The organism is Acinetobacter sp. 1207_04, assembly GCF_052850415.1.
Window position 1 is genome coordinate 41,000 of the sequence record NZ_VXCQ01000016.1, and the last position, 20,061, is coordinate 61,060.

Consider the following 20,061-nt stretch of genomic DNA (forward strand, 5'->3'; position numbering starts at 1 on the left):
TGAAAGGTTATTTAGGTTTGGAAAGTATTCATCTAAAAATATTTTAGAATGTGAGTATGCTTATTCTTATGTTTAAAATCTGAGAATTTAAGATTCAGTGGCTAGAGTAAAATACTTAAAGTCAAAGAAATAAGCCATAAAGATGAAAGCGAGAGACTCCTAAATATTCGCCATAAGGAGTATCAAATAGTGTTACCGCAACTAGATAGAGAGCTTTGAGCACATATAAGTGTGCAATATAAAAGAACATTAGAACGAAGCCAAAAACAATCAATGGGTTTATCCAGTTTTTACTTTCAACTTTTTGAAGCAAAACTAAAAGGACTACACCCAAATCAACATTAAATAATATAATCAGCAATGATGGAGGATATTTGGTCAGCTTCATAAAGCTCATTATCGTTTCGATAGATGTCGGCATTATTAACCATGCTTGATCGCCATAAACGTTGATACTTCTCAAAATGAAAAACAAACAGATGCTCGCAAAACCAAAACTTTTTATTATGAGCAGTCCTGTTGTGCCATTTTTACCATAGATTGTAACCATTTTTCTCGTTGAGCTAGACTTGAGCCTCGTATAGAACCGATATAATCTGTTTTAATTTTTTTAACTCCACAAAATTGTAAAGTTGCTTGTTTGAGTTGCCTAGTACTAGGCTCGCCAAAATACCACTTATAAGTCCATCCTGGTTGATCTAAAGTAGTCACAATTCGAGCTGTTTTATTTTGAAGATTGCCACGAATACGGTTGCTATTGTCATAATAACTAAAAGCCATTGAGGGTAGAAAAAGACGATCTATAAATCCTTTTGTAATAGCAGGTAAGCCGCCCCACCAAACAGGAAAAATCCATACGAGATGATCAGCATTTATAATTTTTTTCCACGATTCTAATAAATCATATTCCAACTCTATTCTTTTTTCATAGCCAAATTTTAAATTAGGATCAAAATTTAATTGACCTATTTCGATTAACTCAACTTGAACACCGAATTGAATAGTTGCTTCGAGATAAGTGTGAACCAAAGAATGATTAAAACTAGTTTGAGAAGGATGGCCATTAATAACTACAATTTTTTTTGATGGGGCTACACTCATAAGTTTCCCTGTGTTTTGAAATTTAAATTTAAGATATCGACTGATATCTGAAAAGTTAATCGCAAAACTATCGTATTTAATTTAAGATATCAAGTGATATTTATAATTTGTAGCGATATATGGAAAAGGATCAAATTTCTCGTAATGATAAACAATTACAAACTCGTTTATACTTAATCAAGGCTGGATTCGAATTGATCTCTGAACAAGGGTATAGTTCTGTATCTATTAGAAATATTTCAAAATATGCGGGATTTACTCAAGGTGCTTTTTACTCAAATTTTAACAATAAAGAAGAATTTTTACTGACTCTTATGCGGATTCAATTTGAAAAAGAAAATGCTCAATTACAACAAATATTAACTGATATAAGTGTAAATTCTTCTTCACTACAAGAAAAACTAGAATTATGGCTTACTGATTTTTTTAAAAATGAATCATGGTTAAAAATTTCAATTGAACTACAAATGTATGCAATACGTGATAAAGATTTTGCTAATGAATATAAATATATTTGGCAAATTCATAAAGAACAAATTACTAATATTTTGTTTAAACTTTTCTCTGCTTATAAAAAGATTACTCCTGAAGAGGCTGAGTCAAAGAGTTTAGAACTTATCTCATTAAGTTATGGTTTAGCCTTACAATATATGCTTTTTAAAGATGATCTAAATAAATATATACAAATTATTATTAATTATTTAGTTCGAGACGGTATTTCAATTTAAATCTTTGTACAACCAAACCGATCGAAATTATAAAACAAGGGAAGAACAAAAAGCATATTTTACAAAGGCTGTACATTAGCAAATTTACATGGACTTATTTTATATTCAGCAGAAAATTCAAAAAGAATTGAATTTTAAGACACCGAATTAAATGGTAGAGAAATTTTAGAAGTTAGATGTCTAGAATATCCCAATTGGAAGTCTCCTATAATTTCAGCATATATCTTTCAGTCGAAGACGAAAAAATTGTAGAGTAAGAAATTAAATAGAACGAATTGGATTAATTTAAATTTAACCCTACATATAATTTAAATTGTATGAATTTTAAACTTTTATATATAGTTTTTTATAAGAATATAAAATTATTTAACTAAAAAAGTCATTTTATGTGTTCTTGTTACAAAATAATTATAATTGAAAATCGTATTAAATTTATTTAACTAACACTTTGTAAAAATTAAAAAATATTCTAATAATGCAATTATATTTTGATGATTTTTATATTTGTTTAATTGGGGCTTGTAAATGACTTGTAAAAGTAAATTCTTTACACGGTTAATTTTAAGTCTATAATACATCGCAAATTTGTATGACTTATCACATTTTGGTGTCATTATGCGAAACATTATCGTTTCTTCTCTACTTCTAGGTGCAAGCTTAGTTGTTGTAAGTTCTCCATCTATTGCTGCAACTGATTCGACGGAATTTAAAGTAAAAATTACTGTAAATGAGTCTTGTAAGTTTAGCAATGCAAAAGATATTAATTTTGTAGCATTAGATCGTTCAACCAATGTCGATCGCATTGCTGATGGTCAATTAGATATTACATGTACTTTGGGTACACCATATAAAATTGCTTTAGCTGGTAATGGGAAAATGAGCAAATTAGGCTCAGCAAGTACAATTGCTTATAACTTATATCAAGATTTACAAAATTCGATTGCGTGGGATCAACAAAATCTGTTGTCGAATACAGGTTCGGGAAATTCTCAATCACTTTCTGTTTATGCAAAATTGGCAGGAAATACGAATGTTGAAGCTGGTGATTATTTAGATACAGTGGTTGCAACGGTAACTTACTAATTTCAATTTGATTATTTGATTTCCAGTAATATCACGGCATAAATGATAAGGGTATTGGGCAAATGAAGAAATATGCATTCGCTTGGGTATTAGCTACAGCAATGAGTAGTTGTACGATCTCTGCGTGGGCGGCAAGTCTTCAAGTTGCACCGATTTCTTTAAAGTTTTCTACAACTGAAAATGCAAAAGAAATTTGGTTAACCAATACTAGTGATCAACCCATTCGTGCACAAACACGTGTGCAGGAGTGGGTCCAAAAAGACGGTCAAGATGTACTTACTGCAACGAAAAATATTGTTGCTAGTCCCATGGTGACAGAAATTCCAGCAGGTGAAAAGCAACTGATTCGTGTCATTAAAATTGTTAATCTACCTCAATCGCAAGAACAAACTTATCGTCTCATCATTGATGAATTACCAAGTACTAAATTACAAGAAGACCGTACAGGTCTGCAATTATTGTTACAGTATTCTGTTCCTGTTTTTTTTCAACCTAATCAAGTGATTGCTTCTCGTAATGGTTTAACATCATTAGATCAGGTTGAGTTTGCATATCATCAAAATACCATCTCAGTTCGAAATCATACCAATAGCCATGTACGTATAAGCCAATTGAATTATATCAATCCAAATGGTGAAAAAATTCCTCTAATAAAAGGTTTACTTGGTTATGTATTGGCACAACAAAATATGTCTTGGAACTTTCCCGAACAACTACAAATGCTTCCTAATGGAAAATTTGAAGCAAAAATTAATATGGATAGCAACCCTCAAATTTTGAATCTTAAATAATTTTTGATGAATTTTTCGAAGCGATATGGCAAATGGGTTCAGATCGCAGGCGTTAGTCTGTGCTGTCAGTTCACAACAGCATCTTTCGCACAAGAGAGTGAAATTTCACCTCAGTTGAATACGAGTCAAGATTTATATCTTAATATTGTATTAAATCAATCTACGCAATCTATTCTTGGGCATTTTAAGCAAATTGGTGACGACTTACTGATTGACCGTGAAACTTTGCAAAAATTGAAGTTTCAATCGGTAATTTCTCATATGGATGATAAAGTACAGTTTATAAAACTTAATGATATTATTGGTTTACATTATGTTTATAATATTTCTGAACAAATTATTGAGATTACAGCCACTGAGTTATTATTAAATGGTAATGAACAGATACTAGGATATGAAACCGCTAAGCAAGCCGTAATACGACCTGAGCAAAATAAGCCCGGTATTATGTTCAATTACGATGTATATGCTCAGCATAATCAAAATAATATAACTCTAAGTGCCTGGAATGAATTACGTTTATGGGGATTATCTGAAGGAAGTATTTTTAGTGTTTCAGCCAATCATCTTTATAACGATCAAGATCCTGATGAGAGAGTACAAAGTACAATATTAGATACGTATTGGCAAAAAGATTTCCAAAATAAGGCAATTTCATTACGAATTGGCGATGCGCAATCTAGAGCATTGGATTGGACGCGTTCAACACGTATTTCGGGTTTAAAGTTATCTCGTAATTTTGAATTACAACCTTATCAAGTGACATCTCCACTTGAATCGTTTAAAGGCTCAGTACTCTTACCATCATCTATTGATTTACTCATTAATGGCGTGAAGCAAAGTACTAGTCAGGCACAACCTGGACAGTTTAATTTACAAACTGTACCGTCGATATCGGGTGCGGGTGATGCCCAACTTGTAATCACTGATTTAAATGGTCAACAGCGTATCGTGAATGTTTCCTTATTTGGTACAGCACAATTATTACGTCAAGGCTTATCCGATTGGGATATTAATTTTGGTGTGAACAAGCTCAATTATGCATTGAAGTCATTCAAATATGATGATGATTTTGTTGCAAATGGTTCATATCGATATGGTTTAACTCAAGATACAACGATTGAAAGTCACGCAGAAATTGCACCTGATTTACAGCTTGCAGGGCTTGGATTGATTCATCGTTTACCGAAAACGTATGGTATTTTTAATGGTTCGTATAGTTATAGTCAATTAAATGATCAAATTGGGCAACATTATGTCTTGGGTTACCAATGGAGCAATCGGACTTTTAACTTTTCACTGAATCATCAGCAAGCAACAGAGGATTTTGCTGATATTGCAACAATACAGGACTATGCTTATATCCAAAAGTCAGATCAGGCTTTTTTAGGTGTCAATACAAATTATGGTCAGTTTGGTGGAAGCTATGCTCGTCAGCAATATGACCAATCTGAAAATGAGTTTCTGATTTTTAACTGGTCTTATGTCTTTCCATCACGGCAATACTTAAATTTGAGTATGACGCGTGATTTGGGCAATCAAGAAAATTCATTTTACTTGTCTTTAAATATTCCGCTTGATCGCAAAACTAATGCGAAGGCTTCTGTTCAGCATGATCGTGATCATACGCAATATGCAGTGAATGCTCGCCGTACTGCAGTACAAGATCAACCAGATTGGGGATGGCAGGCTGATGCAAATTTTACTGATCAACAAAATTATATGATACAGGGTCAGTTACAACGTCAGAATGATTATGGTGAATGGAACGTAGGTATACAAAATTCAAAAGCAAATGGTCAGAATTACACGACTTCTATGGCATCAGCTCGGGGAAGTGTTGTGATGATGGATTATGATTTATTTGCAATGCGCCAATCCCTCGGTTCTTTTGCTGTAGTATCTACAGATGGTATGCAAAATGTGCCTGTGCAACTTGAAAATAGAAGTGTTGGCAAAACGAATAAAAAGGGTTTGTTGTTGGTTAAAGATTTAAATGCTTATCAGCATAATAGTGTTTCAATTGATGCTTTAGGTCTACCTTATGATTATAAAATTGAAACGACTCGAATAGATGCAGTACCGCAGAATGGGGCAGGCGTATATATCAAATTCCCGCTATATCGAATTAAAACTGTGCAATTTACATTGTTGAATAATTTAGGACAAATATTCCCAATGGGAAGTCGCGTCTGGAATCAAGATCAGCTACCAACAAGCGAAAGTAAAGAGCTTACTATTGTTGCTCGTGATGGCTTGGTATATTTAGAAAATCCAGTATCCTCAAATATTTATATAGAAAATGAAGGACAATATTGTCAACTGAAGCTGCTTGATTTGAAAGATCAATTTGGCTTTATCGATTTAGGAAACCAGACATGCGAATAAATCAGTTTGCTATTTTGCCTGAGATAAGCGTATCAAACATGACAATAAGATTAATTTTCCGCAATCTTCTATTGAACGTTGGAATTTTATTTATGCTATTTGGCTTGATTTATAGTCCAGAAACTCAAGCTGCACCTTCTGGAAGTTGTTGGGTTTCAGCAAACAAATTAAGCTTCGGGATGGTGAATAGTAAAGGTACATCAAGCAATACCAATGCAACTGTGACTTGTCAGGTAAATCATCAAACGAAACCTGTGAATACAGCAGTCTGTTTTTACTTTCAGCCAGGTGAACCAGCTTTATCCAATAACCGTAGACGTCTTATTTCTGATACTTGGGAGTTTGCTTATCTATCTTATGACTTATTTTATGATCCAGCACTTAGTCAGCGTATAGATACACATATAAATCCTTCAACTTTAAAATGTGTATATAAGGTTGTTGCTGTTAACGAAAATAAGGTTGTTTATAATATCCCGATTTATGGAAAGATTTATGCGGGACAAAATGTAAAGGCTGATCACTATAAGAGCTATAATATTCCAATGTCTATGTTATATGCTTTTAGTGAAAATAAAGTTCCAACAGTTGCAGATGTCATTACTGAAAATAAACAAGCAAATAACAATTTTGAAATTGATACTAATTATGAAAATAGTTGTGTTTTGAATAACATGCCTGATTTAAATTTTGGTCAAGTGAGCGATTTAAATCACTCTGTAAGCAGTTCTACCTCCATCAGCTTGTTATGTCCAACAAATACAACATGGAGAGTTAGTCTGGATAATGGCTTAAATTATAATGGTTCGACTCGTCGTATGCGAAATGGCAATCAATTTATTCCATATGCATTATATAGGAGTGCCGATTTATCTCAGCCGTGGGAAAGTACAGGTGATTCACAAGGTACTGGTACAAGTGGTACGCAACAAATCTCAATTTATGGCAAAGTTCCAGCACAAGCTTTAATAATTCCTGCTGGTGATTATGTTGATACTGTAACAGTGACTCTAACTTATTAAAGTGAATAGTTAGAGCCAGAAAGAATGAGGTTAATAGTTAATGACAGCAGTTACCGTATCTGAATAGTTTCCTGCTGGAACATTGGTATGCTCAGCAGTAACTTTGCTCCAGATAGGAATATTTTGTGTTGTACCTGTGCCTATATTGGTATAAGCATTATTTACATCACTGCCCCAAATAACTTGTTGAGTTGAGTCTTGGTAGATCTGGTATGGAATCGTCATTTGTGTTGTTTGAGTAGTCATGAGACGCTTACTTTTAAGCGAAATATTATAAGGCGTGCCTTGAGTGCAAGTGACATTCAAATTACCTTGCGTTGAAACCTCTGGCGAAGAGCGTTCAACTGTTCCAAAATCCAGATCCGATGTAGTTTTAGATGAAATATTACAAGACTCTTTAATTGTAATCTTGATATTAAAATTTGACGAATCGTGACTCTCCGCAAATAAAACTGTGGATGAAGTAATCAAAATAGAAATAACTAAAGCATAAATAGATGTTTTCATAAAATTATAATGTTGTGTAAATAATTTGAGTAAGAATAATCTTAAATTTACTATGGAGCATAAAAATAAAATCATATTTGCAATATGTATAAATATACTCTTTGGTTAAATATACTATATTTTTTCTACGAATTATAAGTTTCTTTTGGAGCTAAACGTTCATTTACACGAAAAGAATGAATTCGTTTGAATAATCTATGTATATGAGCTCAGTTTGTTATACATATTAGACCTCTTGTGTAAGCGAGGTTTTTAGTCATTTTCGATTTATACAATATCTTATCAAAGGTCATCCCTGTTCAAATTTCGACTAATGCAAGAGGCCTATTGTACTTCAAATAATAATTATGCGATGAAGTGATAAAGAATAAGAATATTTTAAAGCAGTACTTAGGTAGGAGCTTAGGAAGCTAAAGAGGGTTTTCACGGAGTATTTTAAGCAAATTGAGATACAAATTACTGTGCTGATGGTTGAAAGGGTAGTTCGTCTGTTTAAGATGTAGAAAAAACATTCACACCTTCAGAGGGAGAGATTTCTTCACATGTTTGGGCTATTTTATGACGAATTTTGATGAAGATTGAATTAATTGAACGGACAGAAATATTGGTTAATTCAGCAGTGTCTGTTGCTGTAAAATCCATGGCGAAAAGGCGAATAATCTGTATGAATTTCGCCTCTGCGATTTTTTATCTGGAAAATCTTTTTTGTTTAAATCATTCTCATTAATTTCAAATATATTTACATGAATATTCAAAATTTGTATTAACTTCAAGTTAATAAAAGTGATTCAAGGTTGATTGATTAAACCCGAATAAAAGGCTTTTATAGACTAAGACGACAATACAAAACTAGGATAATGACATGGAAGGTTCTGTTCAGCATGAAGAGCGTAAGTGGAATACACGCCGTCAGAGAAAACAGTTAAAAATCGATCAAGTATGCCAGTATACAGATGGTGTAGTGATTCCGACTCAAGATATTATTAAAGTATTAGAAATACTGATTACATCAGGTGATCGTGTTGTATTAGAGGGAAATAACCAAAAGCAGGCTGATTTTTTATCGCGTTCATTGGCGCAAACTAATCCTGCTGTGTTAAATAATTTACATATGATCATGCCGAGCGTAGGTCGTTCAGAACATCTTGATTTATTTGAAAAAGGTATCGCTAAAAAACTAGATTTCTCATTTGCAGGTACACAAAGTTTGCGTATCAGCCAATTACTTGAAGATGGTTTATTGGAAGTCGGTGCGATTCATACTTATATCGAACTCTATTCACGTCTATTGGTCGACCTAATTCCAAATGTAGTGTTATCTGCAGGCTTTAAAGCTGATCGTCAGGGCAATATTTATACAGGCCCAAGTACAGAAGATACGCCTGCATTGATTGAACCTGCTGCATTTAGCGATGGAATTGTGATTGTACAGGTCAATGAGCTAGTTGAAGATGTTACTGATTTACCACGTGTTGATATTCCTGCTTCATGGGTCGATTTTGTTGTGGTTGCAGACAAGCCTTTTTATATCGAGCCGCTATTTACACGTGATCCAAAGCATATTACTTCCATGCATGTACTCATGGCAATGATGGCCATTCGCGGTATTTACGAGCGACACAATGTTCAGTCACTTAATCATGGTATTGGGTTTAATACCGCTGCAATAGAATTGATTTTACCGACTTATGGCGAATCATTGGGTTTAAAAGGTAAAATTTGTCGTAATTGGACCTTGAACCCACATCCAACTTTAATCCCTGCAATTGAATCAGGTTGGGTGGAAAGTGTGCATTGTTTCGGTACGGAACTAGGCATGGAAAAATATATTGCAGCCCGTCCAGATATCTTTTTCACTGGTCGTGATGGTTCCTTACGCTCTAATCGTATGATGTGTCAGCTTGCTGGGCAATATGCAGTTGATTTGTTTATTGGAGCAACATTACAAGTAGATGGTCAAGGTCATTCATCAACGGTCACCAAAGGTCGTTTAGCAGGCTTTGGCGGTGCACCGAATATGGGACATGATCCACGAGGTCGTCGTCATGCTACACCTGCTTGGCTGGATATGCGTTTAGTAGGTGCGACAGAAACCGATACTTATTTATCACGTGGTAAAAAACTTGTGGTTCAAATGGTTGAAACCTTCCAAGAGGGTGGTAAGCCTACTTTTGTGGAAACTTTAGATGCAGTCGATGTCGCTAAAAAATCCAATATGCCTTTAGCACCGATTATGATTTACGGCGATGACGTCACCCACTTATTGACCGAAGAAGGCATTGCTTACTTGTATAAAGCTAGCAGCTTACAAGAACGGGAAGAAATGATTGCAGCAGTTGCAGGCGTGACTGAAATTGGGCTTAAGCAAGATCCTAAAACAACAGAACGTTTAAGACAAGAAGGATTGGTAGTTTTCCCTGAAGATTTAGGTATTCGTCGTACAGATGCAACACGTGAATTATTAGCAGCAAAAAATATCAGTGACTTAGTGACATGGTCTGATGGTTTATATCAACCGCCTGCAAAATTCAGGAGTTGGTAATGAATGCATTTGTACAGAATCAGAAACGATCTTATAGCAGTTTGTTAGCTGAATTTGCTGTCCATGCTTTAATTGATGAGGTGAATTTAACCCCGAAACCGGCATTGGTCGATCGTAGAGGGAATGGTGCACATCATGATTTAACGCTAGAACTGATGGAGCGCTCAGCCAAAAGCCTAAAACCAATGTTTGAGGCTATGGCTCAAGTAGCTTTAGAACATGGCACTGTTTCACAGCATTTACGTGAAGCGATTGGGCAAATTGGACGTGATGGTGAAGCTGTGATGTTGATGGAAACTCAAGGAATAAATACACATCGTGGTGCAATTTGGGCTTTGGGCTTATTGGTTACGGCAACAGCTATGCATAGCCAGAAAATGAATATCAAGGCAAGCGAAATTTGTCAAATTGCAGCAGAAATTGCTTGTTTAGAAGATAGATTTATACCGCAACAACAGCAAAGTCATGGGCAATATGTGCAGAAAAAATATGGTGCAGGTGGTGCAAAACTTCAGGCACAACAGGCTTTCCCAGTGATTATGCATTTTGGCTTACCTCAGTTACGTGCCAGTCGTGCAAAGCATCACACTGAAGTCGTAGCGCGAGTAGACAGTTTGTTGGCCATGATGGCAACACTTAAAGATACCTGTGTGTTGTACCGTTCGGGCGAATTAGGTTTAAAGCGGATGCAGAAAGGTGCGCAATATGTACTTGAATTAGGGGGGTATGCCACGGACACAGGCAAGCGTGCATTCAATTTTTTAGAAATAGATTTAATGCGTTTGAATGCTTCCCCAGGAGGAGTAGCCGATTTATTGGCGGCGACTTTATTTCTTGACCGCGTTGAACAACTTTAATTCAAAATAAATAGGAAGAAAAGTAATGGAAATACTGAATTTTGAGTTTCCTGCAAGTACCGCACCAGCCAAAAAAGCTTTGGTTGGTTGCGTAGGTTCAGGCGACCTTGAAATATTAATGCAGCCGAATGAAATAGGGAAAATAACCATTCAAGTGGTCACATCTGTGGATGGAAGCTCGAAGCGTTGGAAAAATTTATTTGAACGGATGTTCAGTGCGCAAACTCCCCCCGCAGTTCATGCAGATATTCATGACTTTGGTGCAACCCCAGGTGTAGTACGTTTACGTTTTGAACAAGCATTGGAGGAGGTGAACCGTGGCTGATTTAGCAATGTTACTCAATAAGCCCAGTTTTATTGAACTGAATGCACGTGAACGTGTCAAAGCACTTTTAGATGAAAATAGCTTCCGTGAATTATTAGATCCTTTTGAACGAATTATGTCACCGTGGTTGATGAAGCAAAATATCGTTCCCCAAGCGGATGATGGTGTGGTGGTGGCCAAAGGCATTATCCAACAACAACCTGTAGTCGTGATTTCAATTGAAGGTCTTTTTCAGGGGGGGAGTCTGGGAGAGGTCGGTGGCGCAAAAATCGCAGGTGCGCTTGAACTGGCGGCTGAAGATAACCGCAAAGGAATTCCAACCACCGCGATTTTGTTGCTTGAAACAGGCGGTGTGCGTTTACAAGAAGCCAATTTAGGTTTGGCAGCGATTGCCGAAATTCATGCTGCGATTGTAGATTTACGCCAGTATCGTCCAGTGATTGGTGTGGTTGCAGGTAGTGTTGGATGTTTTGGTGGCATGTCAATTGCTGCGGGATTATGCAGTTATTTAATCATGACGCAAGAAGGTCGTCTGGGACTCAATGGGCCACAAGTCATTGAACAAGAAGCAGGTGTTCAAGAGTACGACTCGAAAGACCGTCCATTTATTTGGAGTATCACAGGTGGGCAACAACGTACTGCTAGTGCCATGATTGACAGTTTTGTTGAAGATAACCGTAATCAAATTAAACAACAGATTCAAGATTTTATGACCCAAGGTGTACCACAGTTACATCGCAGTTCGAATTATCAGTTTTATCTGCCACGTCTAGAAAATATTGATACTGCTGAGCAATTGACACCAGCGCAAGTACAAGCACTTTATCAAGGAGCGTCATTATGAGTCATGATATTGATCAAAACACTTCAGTGCGTGGCTTAAATTGGTTTAATGCACTCACGACGAGTTGTCGCCAAGTTACAGAATATACCGATTCTATTTTGGTTGCAGATGGTCATTTTCAGCAACAGGCTGTTCGCGTAATTGCTGTCGTACCCAATACAGAAAATTTATATCCACGTGCCCGTAACGGTGAAGTAGGTGTCTTAGAAGGTTGGACTTTGGCTAAAGCAGTTGATGATGTGATTCAACAAGACCATCAGCTTGAGTCTAAGCGCGCTATTATTTGTGTGGTTGATGTACCAAGTCAAGCTTATGGTCGCCGTGAAGAAGTGCTCGGGATTTATCTAGCTTTAGCTGGTGCTGTCGATAGTTATGCCAGAGCTAGATTAGCCAAACATCCTGTGATTAGTCTACTGGTGGGTAAATCGATGTCAGGTGCTTTTCTTGCGCATGGTTATCAGGCTAATCGTATTTTTGCCCTGAATGATGAAGGGGTCATGGTACATGCAATGGGTAAAGAGTCGGCTGCTCGTGTGACTTTACGTTCTGTTGATGAGTTAGAAAAATTGGCTGCCAGTATTCCTCCGATGGCCTATGACATTGAAAGTTATTCTAGTTTGGGGTTGCTGACAGATATTTTAACGGTATCCAATCCTATTCAACCCACTGATGCAGATGTTGCACAAGTTCAGCAACGCATTGAGCAAGCAATTGTTGATGTGCAACAACAAGGTTCTGTTGGACTAGAAAATCGTTTACATGGTGTAAATCGACAAGCATCCAAATTGGTTCGTGATCGTTTGGCTGCAGATTGGTAACAGCATGGAAGCCCTGCAACCCCATGATTTGTTATGGGCCCTGACCACTCAAACACTGGAAAATTCAGCACCTGCATGGGCAATAGAAGCTCTGCAAGCTGGACATCCAGTCGTGGTTAGGCGAGCGATCACAGATTCATCGATGGTTGCAGTCGGCATACGTGGCAGTGCGCGCCATCAGCGTTATGCCACACAGATGCAAAAATCTGCAGTTATTCGTTGTGTGAGTCCAGAGCAGTTGGTGAATGTTGATTTATGTCAATTTCCACATTTGCAACAGCGCTTAGTCAGTATTTCAAAAGTTCTGAATCGCTTTGCAGTGCAATGGGGCTACACAGGCAGTGTTGGTTTTGAGCTTGCTACAGGTATTCAAACTGTACATGCACAAAGTGATATTGATTTAATCATGCGAATGCCAAATTATTTGGATAAGCAGCTTGCGCATCAGATGTTGATTCAATTGGAAGAAACGACAGAAAAGTTGGATGTACAGTTACAAACGCCACAAGGTGGTGTGGCATTGAAGGAATGGGCGACAGGTTCAAGTAAAATTTTGCTTAAATCTAGCCATGCTGCGGTGTTAGTCGAAAACCCTTGGCAGGAAAAGGAATTTATATGAGTACGATGTGGGTATATCCAGGACAGGGTGCTCAAAAAGTTAATATGCTTCATGACTTACCTGAGCATCCTTTAGTACGACATTATTTAGAGCGTGCTTCTGTGGCTTTGCAGCGTGATGTACTGACCTTAGATCAACCCGAAGCCCTCGCTTCAACTGAAGCTGTACAACTGTGCTTATATTTGGCGGGATATATCAGTTCTGCAATTTTACTTGATGCAGCAGTTCAACCTGATTATGTCGCAGGTTTATCGATTGGGGCATGGACAGCAGCAGCAGTGGCGGGTGTTTACAGTTTTGAAGATGGTTTGAAATTAGTGTCATTACGCGGTCAGCTTATGCAAAAGGCTTATCCTTTTGGCTACGGAATGACTGCAATTATGAATACAGATAAGTCGCAAGTGATTACATGGGTTACCGAGGTCTATCAAAAAGTAGGGAAGGTCTATATCGCAAATTTAAATGCGGCTAACCAAATTGTGATTTCTGGTTCAGAACAAGCAATGGCGCAGGTCGTGGAGATTGCAAAAAATCAGGGAGCGATTGCTAAAAAATTAAATGTTAGTGTGCCATCACATTGCGAATTATTGGATGAACAGGCACAACAGTTGGTTCAGGCGATGGAGAATATTGCTTTACATCCAGCAAAGTTTAAGTATTTAAGTGGTACATCCGCACGATTAGTACATGCAACAGAACAAATTAAACAAGATTTAATTTTTAACATGTGTCGAACCATTGATTGGGAAAGCACAGTTCAAGTGGCGTGGGAGCGAGGTGTAAGGTTACAAATCGAAGGTTTACCAGGTTCAGTTTTAACTGGACTAGCAAGAAAAGTTTTTAAAGAAGGTAGCGTTTTGTCATTTCAAACAACTCGCAGAGACAGTCTGATAGTTGCAATGCGTCAACAGGCAATAATTGCTGATTGAACATTGATATTAAGGACAATTGAAACTGGAATAACCCAAGGAAAATGAGGGAATTACCATGATTATTTACGGCGTTGGTTTACTCGCACTATGTACACTTGTAGGTGTAGTGGTGGGTGACATGTTAGGTGTATTGTTTGGTGTGAAATCAAATGTTGGTGGTGTTGGTATTGCCATGATTTTACTTATTTTTATTCGAATTTGGATGGATAAACGTGGCTTCATGACTGCGGAAACGGAAATGGGTGTGGTGTTTTGGGGCACCATGTATATTCCAATTGTGGTTGCAATGGCAGCACAACAAAATGTGATTTCTGCGGTATCAAGTGGTCATATGGCGATATTCGCAGCTATTACTACAGTGGCTGTATGTACTCTTACGATTGCTGGTTTAAGTCGTTATAAAAAAGGCGAACCTTTACCAGATGAAGATGAGTTCAATACAGTTAAAGTAGGAGATAAAGCCCATGTTTGATTTAATGTTAGATGGTTTAACCCATTTGGGTTTAGTGACAGCGTTTGCTTTGATTGCTTTAATAATGTGGCTTTCAACCAAGCTGTCAAAATATTTAACCAAAGGTCGTGTGCATGCTTCTGCAATTGCAATTGTAATTGGTTTAATTTTAGCTTACATCGGCGGAAGTGTAACAGGTGGCCAAAAGGGCATTACAGACATTGCTTTGTTTACAGGGGTTGGCTTGATGGGTGGAGCGATGTTACGTGATTTTGCTATCGTAGCAACAGCATTTGAAGTACAAGCAACTGAAGCGAAAAAAGCGGGCTTTATTGGTGTGTTGGCACTCTTCTTAGGAACTATTTTTCCTTTCATTGTCGGTTGTATCTTTGCTTGGATTTTTGGTTATCGCGATGCAGTCAGCATTACCACCATTGGTGCAGGCGCAGTAACCTATATTGTTGGACCGGTTACAGGTGCCGCAATTGGAGCAAGTTCAGAAGTTATGGCTTTATCTATTGCAACAGGTTTAGTAAAAGCGATTTGTGTTATGGTCTCTACACCTATGACTGCAAAATTTATGGGCTTAGATAATCCACGTTCAGCTATGATTTTTGGTGGATTAGCTGGAACGGTAAGTGGTGTATCAGCAGGATTAGCTGCAACAGATCGTCGTTTAGTACCTTATGGTGCATTAACTGCAACTTTCCACACAGGTTTAGGCTGCTTAATGGGACCTACTATATTATTTTTATGCGTAAAATTGTTAGTAGGTTAATAAAGACTTAATAGAAGAAGGTAATTCTCCTTAACGTGGAAAATTACCTTTTTGTGCGTTTAGTGCATTATATTTTTGGGTAAACATGCGACATTCAGCAATCAACGCCAATAAATTTGGATCTCGCTCTTTACTTTTTAAAAATACCAAACCAATTTCTTGCTTGATTTGATACTCCTGTTTTAATCGAATTAACTTCACTGAGCTTTCATAAATCGATGAAATTCGTCCAGGTAACAAAGCAAAGCCAACACCAGAATTGACCATGCTAATTAGCGTAAAAATATCAGAAACTTGTAAGAAAACTTTGGGATCAATTTTTGCTTTTTTAAATATGACATCACTATCACTGCGTGTTGCAAAACCTTTTGCCAATGTTAGAAAAGTTTCATCTTTAAGTTGGCTTAAATCAATTTCATCATAGACTACATATTTAGAATCTTTATTAACTGCTAAAAAAATATCATCTTGAAACATCGGTAAATTTTCGAATTCTTGACCAGAGGTTGTTTCATTTAGTGCGACAATAATTGCATCTAATTCTGTTTCTTTTAATTTTTTTATTAAATCGAGATTGGAACTCAACAAAAGCTGAATATCTAGTTCGCCACGTCTAAGTTTTACCCCACTAATGATACTTGGCAAAGTTGTCACTGTTAAAGAATATAAAGAGCCTAAATGAAAGATTTTGGCTGCAAATCCAGCTGCCTCACGGGTTTTACTAATTGTAGAAACAATATCTTGAACTATTTTCTTTGAATTTTCTTCAAGTACGTAAGCACTTTTTAAAGGAATTAAGTTTCGACCTTCATTTTTAAATAAAGGACAACGTAATGAGCTCTCCAAAGAATGTAATGCTTTATGTACACTGACATTACTAATTTGCATTTCAACAGCAGCTTTTGACAAATTTCCGTATCGCATAAAAGCTAAAAAAATTTGAATTTTTTTTAGTGTGAGTTCTTCATCTATTTCCATCGAGTTTATCCTTCAGCGCTGATGGGATTTGCCATAATATACTAAAGTGCATGGTTTAATCGGGTCTTATACAATAAATATTTGAAATATATATTTTATTTTTAATAATTAAATACAGGAAAATAAAAAACTTGTTAAGATTCTAATTTAAAAAAAATATGGACTATCCTCGTTCAAGACTTATAAGAAACAAAAATTAAGCTAAAGATTCGCTTTTACCATAGATTTTAATGCTTCTGATAGGGATAAACTTACTCATATTTTTGCTCATTATATCGGCTTTGTTACACAATCCTTTAAAAATAAGATCTCTCAAATTTGAGTTACAATTTGGATATAAATTCTACAGATGTGTGCTGAACGTATTGGTAACTTTCAATTGTAATATTATAAGTGGCTAATTTATAGAAATTTATTTCAATTAGGTACAGTTTTTTTATGCCATTTATTTATATTAATCACACAAATTACAAAATATTTCCCAATCAGCCATCAAACACTCACGTTTTTCAAGAAAAGCATTACATAAATATAATTAAGTGGCTTCGACTTCATCAAGAAGTTTAGGGGTAAAGAACATGCTCACATATCTCACGAGAATAATTCGTTTTATCGGCTGACCGTTCAAAAAAAGTTGATCTAAAACAATGTGTGATAGTCACACGATTTTGTTTAGGTTAAATTAGCCTAAGTAATCTATATTGTTTACTATATCCGTGATTGGCATTCTTATCCTAACCATGTATCGACAAGACATAGTACTTTGGATGAAGTATCACAAAGCGATTTACAAAATATGATAGATGATCCAAATAATCACGTTTTAATGGCTATTATCAATTCTAATAAAGTCAGTTTTTATCTTTAATATAGGGGATTATTATGGAAATCTTTGAATCTAGTAAGCTTGTTCTATTTTTTTTTTGCAATTCCATACTTTATTTCAATAAAAACCTATTCGTTACTGTGCCCAAATCATGAAAAAGATAGTACAAAGCTAATTATTGATGTCATTACAGATACTTATTTGAACTATATTTTATTTTTTTTATACGTGAATCACTGGAGAAGTACTTAGATCATGTTCGTGATCTACAGACAAACAACTTTGAAGAAATAGACCAACTCAAATTATTATTTATAAAATTAGATCACCATATAGATCGACTTAGGTAGGTGGCATTTTATTACATACTGAAGGAAACACCAGGACAAGATTTTTTCCCAGGCTAATTTTTTTGATTTGTTATAAAACAATAGTTTAATAAAATTACGTTGCAAGACCCTAAAACCAAGACTGGCAAAATATTACATAGCGCAGGATTTTGCATAACGAATATTATGTTCATTAGGATAATCAGCAACGTGAATATAATTTCTAAGATTCACGGTGCTGATCTGTAGCTACAACAGCGTTGTGTAGGCTACAGTCTTAGATATCCTATTTAACATAAAATGAAGTTATGCGACTTCAGAATGATTTTAATAAAGTGAAATTGATATGCCTAAAATGTCAGCTGTTGTTTATGATCCTCCATCAAGTGACTTTCCGCACTTAGCTGTTTTTAAAATGCCTGATGGAAAAATATTAGCTGAACCTGTTAGTTCAGTAAAAGAAGGTGAGGCTTTTATAGATAAAATTGTCTCAGAATACCTAAGAAAACAAGCTAATGGTGAACTTAATAATGATTAATAATATAACTGAAGATGGTTCAAAACATGTTCCTATTGGTGGGGATTTTGCAAAGGTCTTTACTTCCGATGATTATATTGCCTTAGTAAATTCGACAGACACATCGGGAGTTGTTTTAAGAGCACATTTAATTTTAGAGGATTTTATTAATATTTGGTGTTCCAAAATTACTGGTACTGAGGATTTATTCGATGGACCATTTATTGGATTTAAAACTAAACTTAATATTGCAAAAAATTTAGGTTTAGATCAACAACTTTACAATATTCTAGATAAATTCAACGCAATTCGAAATAAATATTCACATCGTCGGCAGTATAAACTTGAACAAAGTGCATTTGACTCATTAGTAGCTTTAGTTAATTCATTACCATCTAAAGGGCGGTTTCTTCCATGTGAAGAATTATCGATTACTATAGGTGGAATCGATCGTGAGACTAATGAACGAGTTGTCAAAGAGTTTTTATGGAATGATGCTGATTTAAATAAGCGAATTGTAATATTGTTTGTACAATTAACAATGAAGTTTCTTTTGTGGATGCAATCAGAATTTGATAGTAAGGCTATAGCTTATGAATTAATTTCTGATTTTCCAATACCACAGTAGTTTATAAAAAAGAGTCCACGTTATCTAATGGTGGACTCTAGTCTCAAATTTGGGACTTTTACCTTATTTCAAAACAATAATAACTTCACCTGAAGATGATACTTCAGCAGATTCAATTGCTTGATCTAAAATACGATGTACTAATTCACTATCTTTAATTGGTTCTAGCCCACGATTGATCAGCACCTTGTTCAACTCAATAGCTTTACGTCTCAGCCTTTCTTGTTCTGAATCATTTAAACGAACAGTCACAGCCATTCTTTTACTCCAAGCCTTTTGGCTCATATAGCACTCCACTCCTAGTATACAAGTTATTTTTACGCACTTTATATTTACGCATGTATACATTAACACAAAAGCATAGTACTATTGCCCTATGTAATACTTACACATGTATACAATATGAATAATATTATCTTTGTATCAACTCAAGAGTTCATTCAAGCTGCTTTTAATCAGGTTGCTAAAATCGTTGCTGAACATGGTAATCCATGCTTAGAAGTCTGCTGTCCTGCTGAATCTACAGAAAAATGCCTTGAGCATTTAGCCGTAGTTGCAAGTGATTGGTCGTATGACTATTCACTCATTGATGCTCATTTAGAAACCTATAAAAAAGCCAATGCTGAAATTCGTGAATATTTAGGAGAGTAGGGTGATGGACAAGGCATGTGAACTGATTAATAAAATCCAAGACTTCGATAAAAATATTCATCAACTAACAGAAGTCTATGAACAATCACAATTCATCATGGATGAAATTGTTTTAGCTGCTACATATTCAGAGATTGATCTTCGTGTTTGCCAAAACCTTAAAGATTACTTGAATGGCGTTGTTCAAAACAAATTGAACCATTGCCAACAGCTCATCACTAAAAAACAGAAGCAACCTCAAGACAATTCAGTCGTTCAAACCTTTGAACATAAAATAGCCAAAGTGTTGGTAAACACGGCAGAATCAACTGCTAAGCAAGCTATTCAACCCCCAATTTATAATATG

General features: G+C 35.8%; 22 protein-coding genes and 3 pseudogenes. 18 read left to right on the forward strand and 7 right to left on the reverse strand.

Features of this window, described 5'->3' with window-relative positions:
* Positions 1-32: 32 nt before the first annotated feature.
* Positions 33-508, reverse strand: a pseudogene (locus FW754_RS13910) (hypothetical protein); the annotation flags it as partial.
* Positions 505-1,101 (reverse strand): NAD(P)H-dependent oxidoreductase, encoded by a 597-nt coding sequence (locus FW754_RS13915; protein WP_446324964.1) that lies wholly within the window; start codon positions 1,099-1,101, stop codon positions 505-507. The pseudogene FW754_RS13910 and the gene FW754_RS13915, both read right to left, overlap by 4 nt.
* 119 nt (positions 1,102-1,220) lie before the next feature.
* Here FW754_RS13915 and FW754_RS13920 point away from each other — a divergent pair, with 119 nt between their 5' ends.
* The 5 genes from FW754_RS13920 to FW754_RS13940 all read left to right on the forward strand — a co-directional run bounded on the left by FW754_RS13920 (position 1,221) and on the right by FW754_RS13940 (position 7,113).
* Positions 1,221-1,829 (forward strand): TetR/AcrR family transcriptional regulator, encoded by a 609-nt coding sequence (locus tag FW754_RS13920; protein WP_409510049.1) that lies wholly within the window; start codon positions 1,221-1,223, stop codon positions 1,827-1,829.
* Between the two features lie 615 nt (positions 1,830-2,444).
* Positions 2,445-2,912: a Csu type fimbrial protein gene (locus tag FW754_RS13925; RefSeq protein WP_409510050.1), complete on the forward strand. Its 468-nt coding sequence runs from the start codon at positions 2,445-2,447 to the stop codon at positions 2,910-2,912.
* A 62-nt stretch (positions 2,913-2,974) separates the two neighbouring features.
* Positions 2,975-3,703: a fimbrial biogenesis chaperone gene (locus tag FW754_RS13930; RefSeq protein ID WP_409510051.1), complete on the forward strand. Its 729-nt coding sequence runs from the start codon at positions 2,975-2,977 to the stop codon at positions 3,701-3,703.
* Between the two features lie 6 nt (positions 3,704-3,709).
* Entirely contained in the window at positions 3,710-6,091 is a 2,382-nt protein-coding gene (locus FW754_RS13935; RefSeq protein ID WP_446324965.1) for a fimbria/pilus outer membrane usher protein, read from the forward strand.
* Positions 6,092-6,183: 92 nt separating this feature from the next.
* A complete protein-coding gene (locus tag FW754_RS13940; protein ID WP_446324966.1) occupies positions 6,184-7,113 on the forward strand; it encodes a Csu type fimbrial protein in 930 nt (309 codons plus the stop codon).
* A 30-nt stretch (positions 7,114-7,143) separates the two neighbouring features.
* Here FW754_RS13940 and FW754_RS13945 read toward each other — a convergent pair whose 3' ends face one another.
* Entirely contained in the window at positions 7,144-7,695 is a 552-nt protein-coding gene (locus FW754_RS13945) for a Csu type fimbrial protein (RefSeq protein WP_446324967.1), read from the reverse strand.
* A 438-nt stretch (positions 7,696-8,133) separates the two neighbouring features.
* A pseudogene (locus FW754_RS13950) lies at positions 8,134-8,304 on the reverse strand (IS1595 family transposase); the annotation flags it as partial.
* A 178-nt stretch (positions 8,305-8,482) separates the two neighbouring features.
* Here FW754_RS13950 and mdcA point away from each other — a divergent pair.
* The 9 genes from mdcA to madM are packed head-to-tail and all read left to right on the forward strand — an operon-like array spanning position 8,483 to position 15,786.
* Positions 8,483-10,162 (forward strand): malonate decarboxylase subunit alpha, encoded by a 1,680-nt coding sequence (gene mdcA, locus FW754_RS13955; protein ID WP_446324968.1) that lies wholly within the window; start codon positions 8,483-8,485, stop codon positions 10,160-10,162.
* Complete coding sequence (locus FW754_RS13960; protein WP_446324969.1) at positions 10,162-11,019, forward strand: triphosphoribosyl-dephospho-CoA synthase; 858 nt, start codon at positions 10,162-10,164, stop codon at positions 11,017-11,019. Before mdcA ends, FW754_RS13960 begins: the two co-directional genes overlap by 1 nt.
* A 25-nt stretch (positions 11,020-11,044) precedes the next feature.
* The gene (locus FW754_RS13965) at positions 11,045-11,344 is read left to right on the forward strand and encodes a malonate decarboxylase subunit delta (RefSeq protein WP_409510058.1); all 300 of its coding nucleotides are present in this window, start codon (positions 11,045-11,047) and stop codon (positions 11,342-11,344) included.
* 7 nt (positions 11,345-11,351) lie between these two features.
* Positions 11,352-12,188: a biotin-independent malonate decarboxylase subunit beta gene (locus FW754_RS13970; protein WP_446324982.1), complete on the forward strand. Its 837-nt coding sequence runs from the start codon at positions 11,352-11,354 to the stop codon at positions 12,186-12,188.
* Complete coding sequence (gene mdcE, locus FW754_RS13975; RefSeq protein WP_446324970.1) at positions 12,185-13,006, forward strand: biotin-independent malonate decarboxylase subunit gamma; 822 nt, start codon at positions 12,185-12,187, stop codon at positions 13,004-13,006. The genes FW754_RS13970 and mdcE overlap by 4 nt, the downstream gene beginning before the upstream one ends.
* A gap of 4 nt (positions 13,007-13,010) precedes the next feature.
* Positions 13,011-13,625 (forward strand): malonate decarboxylase holo-ACP synthase, encoded by a 615-nt coding sequence (locus FW754_RS13980; RefSeq protein ID WP_446324971.1) that lies wholly within the window; start codon positions 13,011-13,013, stop codon positions 13,623-13,625.
* A complete protein-coding gene (gene mdcH, locus FW754_RS13985; protein ID WP_446324972.1) occupies positions 13,622-14,554 on the forward strand; it encodes a malonate decarboxylase subunit epsilon in 933 nt (310 codons plus the stop codon). Before FW754_RS13980 ends, mdcH begins: the two co-directional genes overlap by 4 nt.
* A 58-nt stretch (positions 14,555-14,612) precedes the next feature.
* Positions 14,613-15,029 (forward strand): malonate transporter subunit MadL, encoded by a 417-nt coding sequence (gene madL, locus FW754_RS13990; RefSeq protein ID WP_409510062.1) that lies wholly within the window; start codon positions 14,613-14,615, stop codon positions 15,027-15,029.
* Positions 15,022-15,786, forward strand: coding sequence for a malonate transporter subunit MadM (gene madM, locus FW754_RS13995; RefSeq protein WP_446324973.1), 765 nt, complete (start codon positions 15,022-15,024; stop codon positions 15,784-15,786). The genes madL and madM overlap by 8 nt, the downstream gene beginning before the upstream one ends.
* Before the next feature lie 30 nt (positions 15,787-15,816).
* Here madM and FW754_RS14000 read toward each other — a convergent pair whose 3' ends face one another.
* Together FW754_RS14000 and FW754_RS14005 are read right to left on the reverse strand one after the other, a co-directional pair.
* On the reverse strand, positions 15,817-16,764 hold the full coding sequence (locus tag FW754_RS14000) for a LysR family transcriptional regulator (protein WP_446324974.1): 948 nt from the start codon (positions 16,762-16,764) through the stop codon (positions 15,817-15,819).
* Between the two features lie 454 nt (positions 16,765-17,218).
* A pseudogene (locus FW754_RS14005) lies at positions 17,219-17,441 on the reverse strand (tyrosine-type recombinase/integrase); the annotation flags it as partial.
* 833 nt (positions 17,442-18,274) lie between these two features.
* On the opposite strand from FW754_RS14005, the gene FW754_RS14010 reads away from it, so the two are divergent.
* Positions 18,275-18,457, forward strand: a complete 183-nt coding sequence (locus FW754_RS14010; RefSeq protein ID WP_446324975.1) for a hypothetical protein — start codon at positions 18,275-18,277, stop codon at positions 18,455-18,457.
* Positions 18,450-19,064, forward strand: a complete 615-nt coding sequence (locus FW754_RS14015; RefSeq protein ID WP_446324976.1) for a hypothetical protein — start codon at positions 18,450-18,452, stop codon at positions 19,062-19,064. The genes FW754_RS14010 and FW754_RS14015 overlap by 8 nt, the downstream gene beginning before the upstream one ends.
* A 63-nt stretch (positions 19,065-19,127) precedes the next feature.
* Here FW754_RS14015 and FW754_RS14020 read toward each other — a convergent pair whose 3' ends face one another.
* A complete protein-coding gene (locus FW754_RS14020; RefSeq protein WP_151746276.1) occupies positions 19,128-19,349 on the reverse strand; it encodes a hypothetical protein in 222 nt (73 codons plus the stop codon).
* A 117-nt stretch (positions 19,350-19,466) separates the two neighbouring features.
* On the opposite strand from FW754_RS14020, the gene FW754_RS14025 reads away from it, so the two are divergent.
* Both FW754_RS14025 and FW754_RS14030 read left to right on the forward strand, forming a co-directional pair.
* The gene (locus FW754_RS14025; RefSeq protein ID WP_446324977.1) at positions 19,467-19,715 is read left to right on the forward strand and encodes a hypothetical protein; all 249 of its coding nucleotides are present in this window, start codon (positions 19,467-19,469) and stop codon (positions 19,713-19,715) included.
* 4 nt (positions 19,716-19,719) lie between these two features.
* On the forward strand, positions 19,720-20,061 hold a 342-nt coding region (locus FW754_RS14030; RefSeq protein WP_446324978.1), incomplete at its 3' end, for a hypothetical protein.

Coding starts and splice junctions, on each gene's coding strand:
- FW754_RS13940 (WP_446324966.1), top strand. CDS start 6,184: ATGCTATTTGGCTTGATTTATAGTCCAGAAACTCAAGCTGCACCTTCT.
- FW754_RS13930 (WP_409510051.1), top strand. CDS start 2,975: ATGAAGAAATATGCATTCGCTTGGGTATTAGCTACAGCAATGAGTAGT.
- FW754_RS13925 (WP_409510050.1), top strand. CDS start 2,445: ATGCGAAACATTATCGTTTCTTCTCTACTTCTAGGTGCAAGCTTAGTT.
- FW754_RS13970 (WP_446324982.1), top strand. CDS start 11,352: ATGTTACTCAATAAGCCCAGTTTTATTGAACTGAATGCACGTGAACGT.
- FW754_RS13945 (WP_446324967.1), bottom strand. CDS start 7,695: ATGATTTTATTTTTATGCTCCATAGTAAATTTAAGATTATTCTTACTC.
- FW754_RS14020 (WP_151746276.1), bottom strand. CDS start 19,349: ATGAGCCAAAAGGCTTGGAGTAAAAGAATGGCTGTGACTGTTCGTTTA.
- FW754_RS13920 (WP_409510049.1), top strand. CDS start 1,221: ATGGAAAAGGATCAAATTTCTCGTAATGATAAACAATTACAAACTCGT.
- FW754_RS14025 (WP_446324977.1), top strand. CDS start 19,467: ATGAATAATATTATCTTTGTATCAACTCAAGAGTTCATTCAAGCTGCT.
- mdcA (WP_446324968.1), top strand. CDS start 8,483: ATGGAAGGTTCTGTTCAGCATGAAGAGCGTAAGTGGAATACACGCCGT.
- FW754_RS14015 (WP_446324976.1), top strand. CDS start 18,450: ATGATTAATAATATAACTGAAGATGGTTCAAAACATGTTCCTATTGGT.
- mdcH (WP_446324972.1), top strand. CDS start 13,622: ATGAGTACGATGTGGGTATATCCAGGACAGGGTGCTCAAAAAGTTAAT.
- FW754_RS13915 (WP_446324964.1), bottom strand. CDS start 1,101: ATGAGTGTAGCCCCATCAAAAAAAATTGTAGTTATTAATGGCCATCCT.
- FW754_RS13935 (WP_446324965.1), top strand. CDS start 3,710: ATGAATTTTTCGAAGCGATATGGCAAATGGGTTCAGATCGCAGGCGTT.
- madM (WP_446324973.1), top strand. CDS start 15,022: ATGTTTGATTTAATGTTAGATGGTTTAACCCATTTGGGTTTAGTGACA.
- mdcE (WP_446324970.1), top strand. CDS start 12,185: ATGAGTCATGATATTGATCAAAACACTTCAGTGCGTGGCTTAAATTGG.
- madL (WP_409510062.1), top strand. CDS start 14,613: ATGATTATTTACGGCGTTGGTTTACTCGCACTATGTACACTTGTAGGT.
- FW754_RS13960 (WP_446324969.1), top strand. CDS start 10,162: ATGAATGCATTTGTACAGAATCAGAAACGATCTTATAGCAGTTTGTTA.
- FW754_RS13965 (WP_409510058.1), top strand. CDS start 11,045: ATGGAAATACTGAATTTTGAGTTTCCTGCAAGTACCGCACCAGCCAAA.
- FW754_RS14000 (WP_446324974.1), bottom strand. CDS start 16,764: ATGGAAATAGATGAAGAACTCACACTAAAAAAAATTCAAATTTTTTTA.
- FW754_RS13980 (WP_446324971.1), top strand. CDS start 13,011: ATGGAAGCCCTGCAACCCCATGATTTGTTATGGGCCCTGACCACTCAA.
- FW754_RS14010 (WP_446324975.1), top strand. CDS start 18,275: ATGTCAGCTGTTGTTTATGATCCTCCATCAAGTGACTTTCCGCACTTA.